The sequence below is a fragment of the Massilia antarctica genome (assembly GCF_015689335.1).
Taxonomy (GTDB): domain Bacteria; phylum Pseudomonadota; class Gammaproteobacteria; order Burkholderiales; family Burkholderiaceae_D; genus Telluria_A; species Telluria_A antarctica.
On the sequence record NZ_CP065053.1, the window covers coordinates 1,468,430 to 1,482,209 of the forward strand.

General features: G+C 66.3%; 10 protein-coding genes and 2 tRNA genes. 7 read left to right on the forward strand and 5 right to left on the reverse strand.

The genetic code is table 11. The features are described from left to right. Nucleotides 1-204 precede the first annotated feature (204 nt). The 3 genes from IV454_RS06620 to IV454_RS06630 all read right to left on the reverse strand — a co-directional run bounded on the left by IV454_RS06620 (nt 205) and on the right by IV454_RS06630 (nt 3,358). The gene (locus tag IV454_RS06620; RefSeq protein ID WP_206090820.1) at nt 205-1,080 is read right to left on the reverse strand and encodes a helix-turn-helix domain-containing protein; all 876 of its coding nucleotides are present in this window, start codon (nt 1,078-1,080) and stop codon (nt 205-207) included. Nucleotides 1,081-1,159: 79 nt separating this feature from the next. Beyond that, nucleotides 1,160-1,993, reverse strand: coding sequence for an alpha/beta fold hydrolase (locus tag IV454_RS06625; protein ID WP_054265210.1), 834 nt, complete (start codon nt 1,991-1,993; stop codon nt 1,160-1,162). Between the two features lie 84 nt (nt 1,994-2,077). Then, a complete protein-coding gene (locus IV454_RS06630; protein WP_206090821.1) occupies nt 2,078-3,358 on the reverse strand; it encodes a glycerate kinase type-2 family protein in 1,281 nt (426 codons plus the stop codon). 103 nt (nt 3,359-3,461) lie between these two features. Here IV454_RS06630 and IV454_RS06635 point away from each other — a divergent pair, with 103 nt between their 5' ends. From IV454_RS06635 to IV454_RS06655, 5 genes are all read left to right on the forward strand, one after another. Next, entirely contained in the window at nt 3,462-5,594 is a 2,133-nt protein-coding gene (locus IV454_RS06635; RefSeq protein ID WP_229522100.1) for a S9 family peptidase, read from the forward strand. 146 nt (nt 5,595-5,740) lie between these two features. Then, a tRNA-Val gene (locus tag IV454_RS06640) sits at nt 5,741-5,816 on the forward strand. Nucleotides 5,817-5,864: 48 nt separating this feature from the next. Further along, a tRNA-Asp gene (locus IV454_RS06645) sits at nt 5,865-5,941 on the forward strand. Between the two features lie 70 nt (nt 5,942-6,011). Then, nucleotides 6,012-7,097, forward strand: a complete 1,086-nt coding sequence (locus tag IV454_RS06650; protein WP_206090822.1) for a hypothetical protein — start codon at nt 6,012-6,014, stop codon at nt 7,095-7,097. Next, complete coding sequence (locus IV454_RS06655; RefSeq protein WP_206090823.1) at nt 7,088-7,717, forward strand: ABC transporter ATP-binding protein; 630 nt, start codon at nt 7,088-7,090, stop codon at nt 7,715-7,717. The genes IV454_RS06650 and IV454_RS06655 overlap by 10 nt, the downstream gene beginning before the upstream one ends. 82 nt (nt 7,718-7,799) lie before the next feature. Here the strand turns inward: IV454_RS06655 and IV454_RS06660 are convergent, their stop codons facing one another. Next, complete coding sequence (locus IV454_RS06660; protein WP_206090824.1) at nt 7,800-8,969, reverse strand: GGDEF domain-containing protein; 1,170 nt, start codon at nt 8,967-8,969, stop codon at nt 7,800-7,802. 261 nt (nt 8,970-9,230) lie between these two features. Between IV454_RS06660 and IV454_RS06665 the strand changes: the two genes are divergently transcribed. Both IV454_RS06665 and IV454_RS06670 read left to right on the forward strand, forming a co-directional pair. Then, nucleotides 9,231-9,713, forward strand: coding sequence for a cyclic nucleotide-binding domain-containing protein (locus tag IV454_RS06665; RefSeq protein WP_054265216.1), 483 nt, complete (start codon nt 9,231-9,233; stop codon nt 9,711-9,713). Continuing rightward, a complete protein-coding gene (locus tag IV454_RS06670; RefSeq protein ID WP_206090825.1) occupies nt 9,710-10,828 on the forward strand; it encodes an AI-2E family transporter in 1,119 nt (372 codons plus the stop codon). Before IV454_RS06665 ends, IV454_RS06670 begins: the two co-directional genes overlap by 4 nt. On the opposite strand, the gene IV454_RS06675 is transcribed toward IV454_RS06670, so the two are convergent. Next, complete coding sequence (locus IV454_RS06675; RefSeq protein WP_206090826.1) at nt 10,797-13,667, reverse strand: EAL domain-containing protein; 2,871 nt, start codon at nt 13,665-13,667, stop codon at nt 10,797-10,799. The two genes, IV454_RS06670 and IV454_RS06675, sit on opposite strands and share 32 nt — an antisense overlap. Nucleotides 13,668-13,780 lie beyond the last annotated feature (113 nt).

Sequence of the window (13,780 nt, forward strand, 5' to 3'; positions counted from 1 at the left end):
GTTCCCTGGAAAAAGTTGATGAAGCGTACGACGAAGGGTTTCCTGTCTCCTGCTCTACTCTTTTTCTGGACGTTCTCGCATGCAGCAAACGCGCGCGGCGATGGACGCCGTCGGCAGCGCATCTTGTCGATGTCTGTATGTTGCCGACCTGGTATGGCGGAAGCCGGTATTTTCTGTCATCACCGCCGTGAATGGCAAGGAAGTTCAGGCGCGGCGTGATCTTAACGCAACATTTTTTTCAATAAACCACGCTTTGCTGCCTTCATCGGCGGGAAAAAACGATTCAATCCGCAATTCATGCACGGTGACATCGTGCGGCGTACCCATGGTGGTGATGGTGGTAAACACGTTCAGTTCGATGTCGTCCTTGCGGATCGTCAGCGGCAGGAACGGCAGCGCGCGCCGGTCGAGGTTGGGCGGATGGGCGGCCGCGCCGATCGTGTCGATGCCGGGCAAGGCGGCCAGTTCGGCCAGCAGGGTGGTCGCTTCGCTGCCGGGGCCGTCGCCCATGGCTTCGCGCTGGATCCAGTGCAGCGCATCGGCGCACACGGCTTCCCAGTTGACCAGATACGGGCGCAGGCCGGCGGGGTCGAGCATCAGCCTGAGCACGTTGAGGGCGCCGTTGCCGGGGATGGCCTGGCCGGCGGGCAAGCCGAGCAGCCAGCCGAACAGGCGGGCGGCGGGTTCGTTGTGGAGCTGCAGATTCCACAGGCGGTCGACCACCAGCGCCGGATACGGCGCCTGCTGCGCCAGCATGAAGTCGAGCGCTTGCCGCACCGAGGCCAGTTCGGGGTCGGACAAGGTGCGCTCCTGGTAGGCGGGAGCGAAGCCGGCGGCCAGCAGCATGATGTTGCGCTGCCTGAGCGGCACCTCGAGCGCCACGCCGAGCTTGAGGATCAATTCCCTGCTCGGATGCGCGCGCCCGCTTTCGAGGAAGCTGATGTGGCGCTGCGAGACCTCGCTCACGCTGGACAGGTGCAGCTGGCTGTAGCCGCGCTTGCCGCGCCAGTAGCGCAGCGCCGCAGAAAAATCGCCGAAGTACTGGTCGCGCGAGGGAGTCGATTCGCTTGCTGTGGTCATGGCCTTGTCCTGTTATCCCGTCTTCGATAGCGTCGCAGGCCGCCGCCCCGTCGCCCCTGGCATTGCCAAAGACGACGGACTATGCGGCCGCACCGATAAACTCCAGCAGATCCGCGTTCACCCGCGCCGCATGCGTCACGAACATCCCGTGCGCCGCATCGTCGTACACCGCCAGGCGCGCCCCTTCGATCAGCGCCGCGGTAGGGCGCGCGGTCAGCTCCAGCGGCGCGCTGACATCGAGCACCCCCGCGATGATCAAGGCCGGCAGCGCCACCCGCGCCAGTTCCTCGCGCATGTCCGCATGCTGGACCGCCACGTGGCAATCGTGCAGCGCCTTGTGCGAGCACGCCAGCGCCAGCTGGCGCAGCCAGCGCACCATTCCCGGCGAGGCATCCGGCGTCAGGAAGGGCAGCGCGTTGTCGTCGATCCAGCGCGGGAAATCGCCATTGAGCTGCTGCTCGCGAAAGAACTCGAACAGCGCGCCGTCAAGGCCTTGCGGATTGTCGTCGGAGCGCATGATCATCGGCGTCATTGGCCCCATCAACACAATCCGCGCCACCCGCGCACCGCCAAACCGGCTCAGATAGCGCACCACCTCATTGCAGCCCATCGAATGCGCGACCAGGGTCACGCCGTGCAGGTCGAGCGTGTCGATCACGGCGGCCAGGTCGCCGGCCAGGGTATCGAAGTCGTAGCCCTTGCCCGGATCGCTGGAGCGGCCATGCCCGCGACGGTCGAATGCAATGCAGCGCAACCCTTGCCGCGACAGCGCCAGCATCTGGTAATTCCATGCATCCGACGGCAGCGACCAGCCGCCCACGAACAGCACCGGCGCGCCGCTACCCCAGTCGCGGTAAAACAGGTCGACGCAATCGGTGGTGCGGATAAAGCCGGGGGCGGGGGAATGGGTCATGGCGGGTCTCCTTGGTTGGGCAGCGCGATACGGTGACACCATTGTCGGACACCCGCGCTGGCGTGGCGATTACCTCCCAGGTAATCAACCGGCCCGCGCCTCGACCAGGATCGCGCGGAAGTCGTTGACGTTGGTGCGGGTGGGCCCCGTCACCACCAAGTCGCCCAACGCCGCGAAAAAGCTGTAGCCGTCGTTGTCGATCAGGCGCGCGCCCGCATCCACCCCGGCCAGCGCGGCGCGGGCCAGCGAGTGCGGATCGAGCAACGCCCCCGCGTTGTTCTCGGTGCCATCGATGCCGTCGCTATCGCAGGCAATCGCATGCACACCAGCCATGCCCTTGAGCGCGATGGCGAGCGCCAGCAGAAACTCCGCATTGCGCCCTCCGCGCCCGCCGCCGCGCACGGTGACCGTGGTCTCGCCGCCCGACAGGATCACGCACGGCGCAGGCACCGGCTGCCCGTACGCGGCCACCTGGCGCGCAATGCCCGCGTGGACGATGGCGACTTCACGCGCCTCGCCTTCCATGCACCCGCTCAGGATCAGCGGCGTGTAGCCGGCCGCGCGCGCCGCGCCGGCTGCCGCGTCGAGCGCCTGCTGGGCGGTGGCGATGACGACCGCCCGATTGCCGCGCAGGCGCGCATCGCCGATTGCCGGCGCGGCCAGCGCCGCATCTTCCAGCACCGCGCGCACCGCGGGCGAGACGGCAATGCCGTATTTGCCCAGCACCGCCAGCGCATCGGCGGCGCTGCTGCCGTCCGGGATGGTGGGTCCGGACGCCACCACCGCCGGATCGTCTCCCGGCACGTCGGACACCACCAGGGTCACCACGCGCGCCGGATGGCAGGCCAGCGCCAGGCGTCCACCCTTGATCGCGGACAGGTGGCGGCGCACGCAATTGATCTCGCCGATCGGCGCGCCGCAAGCCAGCAAGCGGCGGGTCAGGTCGCGCTTGTCGTCAAGCGTCATGCCGGGCGCGGGCAAGGACAGCAGCGCCGAGCCGCCGCCGGACATGAGGCACAGCACCAGGTCGTCCTCGCCCAGGCCGCGCACCAGCGCCAGCATGCGCCGCGCGGCTGTGGTGCTGGCCTGGTCCGGCACCGGATGGCCCGCTTCGATCACCTCGATATGCCGGGTCGGCGCCCCGTGGCCGTAGCGCGTCACGACCAGGCCGCCGATCTCGCCCTGCCAGTGCCGCTCGACCGCCTGCGCCATGCGCGCGGCGGCCTTGCCGGCGCCGATGACGATGGTGCGCCCCTTGGGCGGGGCCGGCAGGTGCGGCGCCAGCACCGCCAGCGGGTCGACCGCCGCCAGCGCGCTGTGAAACAGCTCAAGGAGCAAGGCACGCTGGGCGCTGGTATCGGTCATCGGGATCCTCGGTGGATGGGGCGCAACGCGCTTGCGAAATCGCTATGTTTTTGGCGGCCGCCGGCCTATGATATTGACACAAAAATATCTTTCAGGAGTGTTCGTGCCGTCCCCAAAAATCCCTACCCTTCTTACCGCACTGATGATCGCCATGTCCAGTACCTTCCCGGCCTTCGCCGCCGACAGCCCGACGCCACCGGTGGCGGCCAAGGCCGCGTGGCAGGAAACGCGCCACGGCGAGGTCGTCACCGACGACTACCGCTGGCTGCAAAAGAAAGAAGACCCCAAGGTCATCGCCCACCTGAACGCCGAAAACGCCTACACCGAAGCGATGACGTCCGATATCGCCCCGCTGTCGGACAAGCTGTTCGCCGAGATCAAGGGCCGCATGCAGGAAGTCGACCTGTCGGTCCCGGCGCGCATCGGCAAATACTACTACTACAACCGCTTCGAAGCGGGCAAGCAGTACCCGATCAACTGCCGCCGCCTGGCTGGCGCCAATCTGGCCTACGACGACAAGGCGCCCGAGGAAATCCTGCTGAACCAGAACGAGCTGGCCGAAGGCCAGAAGTTCTTCGCCGTGGCGGGCACCTTCATCAGCCCGGACGAGTCGCTGCTGGTGTACACCACCGATACCACCGGCTACCGTCAGTTCGACCTGCACGTCAAGGACCTCAAGACCGGCAAGCTGCTGGCCGACAGTGTGCCGCGCGTGAACTCGGTCGCGTGGGCGCTCGACAACAAGACCATCTTTTTCACCCAGGAAGACGCCACCACCAAGCGCTCCGACCGCCTGTTCCGCATGACGCTCGGCGCCAAGCCGGTCGAGGTGTACCACGAGCCGGTCGAGCAGTTCAACGTGCAGGTGGAAGCCTCGCGCGACCGCAAGTTCATCGTCCTCGATATCGGCGCGACCGATACCAGCGAGGTGCGCATGCTGCCGGCCGACCAGCCCAATGGCAAATTCCGTTCCGTTCTGGGACGCGAAAAAGGCCACCGCTACAACGTCGAACACCGCAACGGCGAATTGTTCATCACGACCAACAAGGATGCGAAAAATTTCCGCATCGTGCGCGCGCCATTGGCCACGCCCGGCCCCAAGTTCTGGAAAGAGCTGGTCAAGCACGACCCAACGGTCATGGTGCGCGAAGTCGACGCGTTCCGCGACTTCCTGGTGGTGATGGAAAAATCGAATGCGCTCAACCGCGCGCGCATCTACAGCTTCAAGACCAAATCGTGGAAGACGGTGCAGTTCGACGATCCGGTCTACATGGCCACGCGCATGCCCACCCCTGCCTGGGACGCCACCAGCTACCGCATGGCCTACCAGTCGCCGGTGACACCGTCGACCGTGCTCGATGTGGACATGGCCAGCGGCGAGCGCACCGTCCTCAAACGCACCGAGGTGGTGGGCGGCTACGATCCGACCCGCTATGAAAGCAAACGTCTGTGGGTCACCGCGCGCGACGGCGTCAAGGTGCCGCTGTGGGCCGTCTACAAGAAGGGCGTGAAGTTCGACGGCGCCGCGCCGCTGCTGCTGTACTCCTACGGCTCATACGGGATTCCGACCGAAGCCGGGTTTTCGATCAGCCGCATCAGCCTCCTGGAACGCGGCGTGATCTACGTGCAGGCGCACATCCGCGGCGGCACCGACATGGGCGAAGCCTGGCACGACGACGGCATGCTGATGAAAAAGAAGAACACCTTCTACGATTTCATCGACGCCGCCGATTACCTGGTCAAGGAAAAATGGACCAGCCCGAATCGCCTGATCATCCAGGGCGGCAGCGCCGGTGGCCTGCTGATGGGCGCCGTGGTCAACATGCGCCCGGAGCTGTTCCACGCGGTGCATGCGGCCGTGCCCTTCGTCGACGTGATGAACACCATGATGGACGCCAGCCTGCCCCTGACCACCGGCGAGTACCTCGAATGGGGCAACCCGACCGAGAAAGCCGCCTACGACTACATGCGCAGCTACTCGCCGTACGATAACATCGAGCGCAAGGCCTATCCGGCCATGCTGGTGACCACGGGCCTGAACGACAGCCAGGTGATGTACTGGGAGCCGGCCAAGTATGTCGCCAAGCTGCGTGCCTCCAAGACCGACAGCAATCCTCTGCTGCTCAAGACGAACATGGGCGCCGGCCACGGTGGCGCGTCCGGGCGTTACAACGCGGTCAAGGAAGGCGCCTTCAACATGGCGTGGATGCTGTCGCAGTGGGGCATCAAGGAGTAATCCGGGCCCGACGCGGGCGCCGGGGGCGCGGGGATTTTTCGTTTTTTCGCAAAAACCCTTGCGCACTTCCAAAACCTTGGATATGATTCGGGCCTCTTCAGACGTGGTGACAAACGTCGGATGCAGTCTCTGAGGTAAGCGAGTTTGGGTGCTTAGCTCAGTTGGTAGAGCAGCGCCCTTACAAGGCGCGGGTCGGGAGTTCGAGCCTCTCAGCACCCACCACCATCAGAGACGGGGCATCATGATCAGCAGTACCGATCAGAGTAACACGGAGTGGTAGTTCAGTTGGTTAGAATACCGGCCTGTCACGTCGGGGGTCGCGGGTTCGAGTCCCGTCCGCTCCGCCAGCATCAAAGAAGGGCCCGATTCGTCGGGCCCTTTTTCTTTTCCCGTTTCTTCTTCACCTTCGGAACCGCCTTGGCCCACGCCTACGTCACGTTTCGCCGCCGCCTCGCCGTCCACGCGTTCCAGCGCTTTGCCGCCAGCCTGAAAAGCTCGGCCGAGATCATGCTGCTGGTGTTCGCCCAGGTTCTCATCGGCCTGTTCGCGCTGGTCGCCCTGCCCCCCATGTACGCCGCCTCCCTGCCCGCCGCGCAAGCCATCGGCCTGCTCATCGCGCATGGCCTGGCGATGGCCCTGCCGGCGCTCCTGCTGCGCAAGCGCGTGCTGCCGCTCGACGTGGTGTACTGGGTGCGCCGCCTGCCGCTGCCGCCCGCCACGCAGCTGGCGGCCGACGCGCTGGTCGCCGCCATGATGGTGGGGCCGCTGGCGCTGCTGTACGCGGTGTCGGCCACGGTCTGGCTGTGGCAGCGGCCCGCCTGGCTGCTGCCGCTGCGCGGCGTGCTCGGAACCGTGTTCTCGCTGATGCTCACGTACGCCTGCGTGGTCGCGCTGCTGTCGCTGCGCGCGCGCCGCGCCCCGTCCGGCGCACCCTGGCAGCGCCGCCTGGCGCCGCCGCCGCTGCGCTACGAAGCGCGCCGCTGGCGAGCGCGCGTCGTCATGCTGTGGCATCGTTTGTTCTGGCTGCCCTTCTGGCGCAACGAAAACATGGTCGGCCGCCAGCAAACCCTGTTGCTGGCGGGGGCCGTGGGCGCGGCGCTGCCGTGGATGCAGGCGCCGCCGGGCATCGCGCGCGCCGTGCTGGCGCTGGCCACCAGCGCGCTGATGGTGCTGCTCACCGATCGTGGCGACAAGGCCGTGCGCGAGCAGCTTGCCGCGCTGCGCCCGGTCATGGCGGCCTGGCCCCTGCAAGGACGTTCGGTGGCGCTGGCGGCGCGCGCGTTCGCGCTGCTGCCGGCGCTGCTGGTGCTGGCGATCGTGTTCGCGGGCGGCGCGCCGCATGGCCTGTGGGGACGGCCAGCCGGGCGCGCCTACCTGGTCCTCGGCTGCCTGGCCCAAGTCCTGCTGGTGGCGCTGCCGCGCTTCACGGCGCGCGGGCGGGTCGGCCTGGTGCTGGTCCAGATTCTGGTATTGACTGCGCTAGGGAGCGAATTATGGAAGTAGAACAGCAGCCGCTGCTGCGCATCGAGGGGCTGCATTTTCATTTCGATACGCGTCCGGTGTTCAGCGATTTTTCAGCGGCGATCGAAGCGGGCATCACCTGGCTGCGCGGGGCCAACGGCATGGGCAAGACCACCTTGCTCAAGCTGGTGGCCGGCGCGCTCGCGCCCAAGCGCGGCAGCATCGCGCTGGGCGGCGTCGATTGCGCGGCGCAGCCGCTGGCCTACCGGCTGGCGACGTTTTACTGCGGCGGCGACCTGCCGGACCTGCCATGGCTGACCGTGCAGGAATTCCTCGACCTGCATCTGGCGCTGTATCCGGACGCCCAAGCGCGCCTGGTCGAGCGCCAGCTGGAAGCGTTCGGGGTGGTGGGCACCTTGGGACAGGCGCTGTCGACCTTGTCGCTGGGGCAGCACAAGAAGGTGCAGCTGGCGCTGGCGCTGGCCTTGCCGGTGCGCCTGCTGCTGCTCGACGAGCCGTTCAACGGACTCGATGCGGCGGCCGTGGAATACCTGCGCGCCCAGTTGGGCGAACGCGGAGCAAGGCAGGATGCGTGGGTGCTGCTGACCAGTCACCTGGAGCCGCTGGTGGAGGTGAAGCGGATGCTGGATCTGGATCGCTGACCCCCGTCGTTCCTGCCATTGGCAGAAACGACTTCCCGCGCCAAGGCGGCACTCGGCGGGAACGACGGGCTAACGACGGGGATCAGGCGCACTGCTGTATCGGCTGCACCGGCTGCCCCAACTCGACCCGGTTGCGCCCCGCGCTCTTGGCCGCGTACAGCGCATGGTCGGCGCGCGCCAGTGCCGCGTTGATATGCTCGCCCTGCTCGATCGCCACCACCCCGATACTGACTGTCATCGCATACGCGTCGTCCAGGGCCGGCAGGCGCGCCGCGAGCACCGCCTGGCGCAGCCGCTCGGCCGCCTGCAGCGCGCCGGTCAGGCAAGTCCCTGGCATCACCAGCGCGAATTCCTCGCCACCGAGCCGGCCCATGATGTCATGCTCGCGCAAGGTGGCCTGCGCGGTGGCGCTGAACACGCACAGCGCGTCGTCGCCGGCGGCGTGTCCGAAGCGGTCGTTCAGGCTCTTGAAATGATCCAGGTCGAGCATCATCAGCGCGACCGGGCTGCGAAGGCGCGCGGCGAGCATGCGCGCGCTCTCGGTACGCTCGAAAAACGCGCGCCGGTTGACCAGGCCCGTGAGGCTGTCGATGGTGGCCAGCAGCACCATCGCGCGGTCATCCTTCTCCTTGCACAGCAGCAGAAAGCCGAAGCCGTTGACGATCATCAGGAGGTAGCCGGCGATGTACGCGACGCTCTGCACCACACCCGGCGTGCCGGCGCCGAGCACCATGCCGGCCGAACTGAAGCAGGCCCGCATGGTCATCGCTGCCGCGAACGCCAGGTTGTTGACGCCGATGATGCGCTGCAGGTGCGAGGCCGCGCGGCCCGGACGCAGCAGCGCGGCCGCCATGGCGCCGCTGAACAGGGCGATCATCAGCGACAGCATCGCGCCCAGTTCGCGCGCGCCGGCGCCGCCCAGCGCCCCCAGGTGGTACAGCAACAGCGCCACGGCCGTGAGCGGATACAGCAGGCGCCGCCAGCGCTGGTGGCCCAAAAAATCGCAGTAGGCGGCCGCTTCGATCGTGATGCCCAGCATCAGCACCGTGGACGCGCCCAGGCCCGTCCACAACGGCGCGCCGTCGGTCTGCAGGTAAGCGACCAGATTGGCCGCGCCCTGCACCAGCTTGGCCCACTTCCACTTGCGCATGGCCGGATGGGCCGTGCCGGAACGCAGGTAACCTGCCATCAGCATGGCGAAGGCAATATTGCCCACGGCCATTACCAACGTGAAGGTTTTTATATCGATCACTGCGCTTTTCCTCGTGGATGAAACACGGACGTCGCCGCAGGCCTTGCATCAGCGCAAGCCCGGACGACGAAGTATGCATACTTAAATGGTAATAAATATTACCTTAAGGAATTATATTACACTAGTTATCGCCGTTGGTTCTTGCTGTGGCAAAATTATGGTAAACACGGACGACAGCCGCCGCGGCGGCAAATCCGCTGCGCACGCCGGTTGCATGGCGCATAATCGAGCTCGTGCGTGTTATTCCCCTCTGGAGTTAAATTGATCTTTGGTTTTCTGAAATCGCCGCCGCTGTCGCCACGCCTGCACCGCCTCAAGAGTTCGGTCCTGTTCAATTCCCTGACCCCGCTCGAACTGAAAATCGTCGATGGCCTGATGCATGAACGGCGCTACCTGACCGACGAAATCGTGTTCGACCAGGGCGAGGAAGGCCAGGCCCTGTACCTGGTCACGTCGGGCAAGGTGGCCATCAGCCGCGCCAAGGGCAGCGCCTTCATGGTGGTGTCCGAGCTCGGGCCGGGCAGCGTGTTCGGCGACATGGCGCTGCTGGACGACTCGCCGCGCACGGCGCAGGCGCGCGCCATGGAAAACTGCGAGCTGGCGGTGTTCTTCCGCGCCGATTTCCTGGGCCTGATGGAAACCGACGCCGTGATCGGCTATAAAATTTCGCTGACCCTGGCGCGCCTGGTCGGCCAGCGCCTGCGCGACTGGATGGGCGGAAGCCCGCAGGTGGAAGCCTTATGAACTCGCGCGACCGCGCGGGACCGGTGGTCTGGTGCGGGATCATCGCGGTCACCTGCCTGCTCCTGATCCTGCTCGAACACACCTTGTGGCTGGCCATTCCCTTCATCTTCGGCACGGTCCTGTACTACATCCTGCTCGCGCCCATGCAGCGCCTGATCCGCGCCGGCGTCGGCCAGGACCTGGCGGCGCTGACCGTCGGCGGCGGCTTCGTGGCCGTGCTCTCGCTGGTGCTGGTGCTGCTGTTCTCCTACGTGGCGGTGCCGGAGGAATCGTGGCAGGCGCTGCTCGGACACTACCTCGAAGGCGGCGTGACTTTTGTGCGCAACACCATGCAGCTGCTGGAAAAGGAATTCCCGCTGCTCGAACAGATGCACCTGACCCGGCTGGTGAACCGGCGCTTCAAGTCCTTCACCGACAACTTCGCCCAGCAGCACCTGGCCGGGCTGCTGGTGGTGATCGCCGGCTGGCTGCCGTCGCTGCTGCTGGCGCCCTTCCTGACTTTTTTCTTCCTGCGCGACGGCGCCAGCTTCAAGCGCTTCCTGGCGCGCGCGGTGCCGAATGCGTTTTTCGAGAAGACCCTGTTCCTGTTGCACGAAGTCGACCAGACCGCGCGCCGCTACTTCCAGGGCTTGATCAAGCTGACCGTGATCGACACCATCATGCTGGCGCTCGGGCTGTGGATGATCGGCGTGTCCTCGCCGCTGGCGCTCGGGCTCATGTCCGCGGTGCTGGCCTGGGTGCCGTTCGTCGGCTCGGTGGCCGGCTGCATCATGGTGGTGGTGGTGGCCGCCACCGACGCGCCATCGAATCCGGTGATCGGCTACGGCGCCATCGGCGTGTTCGTGGCGGTGCGCCTGCTCGACGACTTCATCTTCATGCCGCTCACCCTGGGCCGCAGCCTGCAGATCCATCCGCTGATGACGGTGCTGATGATCTTCGTGGGCGGCTCGCTGGCCGGGGTGGCCGGCCTGATGCTGGTGCTGCCGCTGCTCGGGGTGGTGATGGTGGTGGGCGAGACGCTCGGCTGCCTGGTGACCAATGCGCGCCTGCGCGCGCGCCACCGCAACGCCATGGCGCTGCGGGTCAGGCAGGCCAGCGTGGGGCTGGCGAAGTAAGATCGGCGCCGGCGGCCAGCTCGCGCGTCTGGGCCATGAGCATGGCGTCGAATTCCTCGGCCGGGACCGGGCGCGCGAACAGGTAGCCCTGGCCGTAGTCGCAGCCGGCCGCCAGCAGCAGGTCGCGCTGCTCGTGGGTCTCGACGCCTTCGGCGATCACGCGCAGGCCAAGCTTGTGGGCCATGACGATGATCGCTTCCGACAGCGCCATGTCGCTCGACTCGGGCGCCAGGTTGCGGGTGAAGGAGCGGTCGATCTTCAGATAGTCGATATCGAATTTTTTCAGGTACGACAGCGAGGAATAGCCGGTGCCGAAATCGTCCAGCGCCACCTGGATGCCGGCGTCGCGCAGCTGCAGCAGCTTGTCGGTCACGCCGTCGCTGGCGTCGAGCAGCAAGCCTTCGGTGATCTCGACCACCACCGCCTGGCCGGACAGGCCCAGTTCGCGCAGGTGCACCAGCCAGCCTTCGTAGCCCTTGCCTTCACGCTGGAATTCGAGCGGCGACTGGTTCACGCTGACCTGGAACTCGGGATGGTGGTCGCGCCGCCAGCGGCTGGCCCAGCGCGCCGATTCCATGAACACCCATTCGCCGATGTCGATAATCAGGCCGCTCGACTCGGCCAGCGGAATGAATTCCAGGGGGCTCACCAGTCCGCGCTGCGGATGCTCCCAGCGGATCAGGGCCTCGGCCTTGTGGATCTTCCCGCTGCGAAGGTGCACGATGGGCTGGAAGTACACGCGGAACTGGCCGCCCTTGAGGGCACTGCGCAAGTCGTTGGTCATGCGCATGCGGTTAAGCGCCGCCACCTGCAGGGCCGGCGTGAAATAGCTGAAGCGGTTGCGCCCCGCGTTCTTGGCCGCGTACATGGCCTGGTCGGCGTGCTTGAGCAGGTCGTCGATGTCGCGCGCGTCGTCCGGATACAGGGTGATGCCGACGCTGGCCGAAATATACGCCTGCTCCTGGTCGAGCGTGAACGGGGCCTGCAGCACGTCGAGGATTTTTTGCGCGATCACGCCCACGCTGCCGGTTTCGCCCAGCTGCGGCAGGATCACGGTGAACTCGTCGCCACCCAGGCGCGCCACCGTGTCCGACTCGCGCACGCAGCCGCTGATGCGGCGCGCGGCATCGACCAGCAGCACGTCGCCCTGCTGGTGACCGAGCGTGTCGTTCACTTCCTTGAACTGATCGAGGTCGATGAACAGGATCGCGATGCGGGTGCCGTCGCGCCGGCAGCGCAGGATGTCGTGTTCCAGGCGGTCGTGGAACATGCGCCGGTTGGGCAGGCGCGTGAGCGGGTCGAAATTGGCCTGTTGCCAGATCAGCGCTTCCGAGGTCTTTTTCTCGGTCACGTCCTCGATCATGCACAGGTGGTGGGCGCCGGCGCTGGCATGGGCATCGATGGCGGCGATCGACATGTCGACCCAGACCACGCTGCCGTCCGGGCGCAGCAGGCGGCGCGCGCTCTTGAAGCCGGCGATGCCGCCGGCGCCCAGCTGCGCCATGCGCGCGGCCTCGCCGGCCACATCGTCGGGGTGGGTGATGTCGTCGCAGCGGCCGCGCTTGAGCTCCTCCGAGGAGCGCCCGGTGATCTCGGCGAAGCGCGGATTGATGTCCTTGAACTGGCCGCTGGCCGAATCGATCAGGGCGATGCCCATCGGCGCTTCCTCGAACATGGTGCGAAAGCGCAGTTCGCCCTGGCGGATGCTTTCCTCGGCGCGGCGCCGTTCGCGCGCCAGCAGCCACACGTGCACGGCGGCGCCGCCGACCAGCAGCAGGCCGGCCGCCAGCAGCGAGCGGTACAGCCAGGTCAGGTAATTGGCGGCGGGGTCGGTGCTGTACATGAAGCCGTCGAAAGAGGCGCCGCGCGGCAGCATGCCCAGGTCGGCGTAGATATCGGCGATGTGGCGCCAGCGGTCCGGATTCATGTAGCCGATTTCGACCAGCACCGGCTGCACCAGCGGCTCCATCTGGCGCGCCTCGAACAGCAGGTGCCGGCGGTCGTGGCGGCGGGTGTACTTCGACAGGATCAGGTCCGCGATCTCTTCCTGGTTGGCCATGGCATAGGCCCAGCCCTTCATGCTGGCGGCGCGGAAGGCGCGCACGCGCTCGGGGTGGGCAGCGATCTGGCGCTCGTTAGTAAACAGGTTGTCGCCGTAGAAATCGATGCCGGCCGCGCGCGGGCTGTGCACGTCGTAGGCGAAGCCGATGCGGTCCAGGTAATCGGGCTCGTTGGTGATATAGGCCGAGTATGCCTCGACCTTGCCCTTGGCCAGGTCCTCGGGATTGAAGCTGTGCTCGACCCGCACCAGGCTGGTGAGGGGGACGCCTTCCTTGTTCAGGTAAGCGACCAGTTCGTCGGCCTGGGTGAGTTCATCGATGAGCGAGCCGATCATCACGCGCTTGCCCTTGAGATCGCGCACATCGGGCATGCCGCTGCGCTTGCCGACCAGCAGAACGTAGGGCGAATGCTGGAATATCACGCCCAGCACCACCAGGGGTTTGCCGGCCAGGCGCGCCATCAACAGGCTGCTGTTACCGACCCCGAATTCCGCCTTGCCGGCACTGACGCTGCGTTCCGGCTCGTTGCCGTCGGTGCCCTCGGCGATGTGGACGTCGAGGCCGGCGTCGCGGTAATAGCCTTTTTCGACGGCCGCGTAATAGCCGGCGAACTGGAACTGATGGGTGTGCTTGAGCTGGAGCGTGACTTTATCGAGCGCCCAGGCAGGCAGGCTGACGCACATGGCGAGCGCGAAGCCGAACGCCGAGGCGAACGCGAACGCTTTCGGCGCGGGCGCGAAAGCCGTCGATTCGCGGCGGGCCAGGGGAAATCGGATCATCAGTCGGTCACACCGCTAGGTGTGCACTAAAGCAACGTATGAATACGATTGTACTGACCTTCCCGGCCGGGACAACGGAAAATCCAAACTGTGTGCGTGGCACAACAATCCGG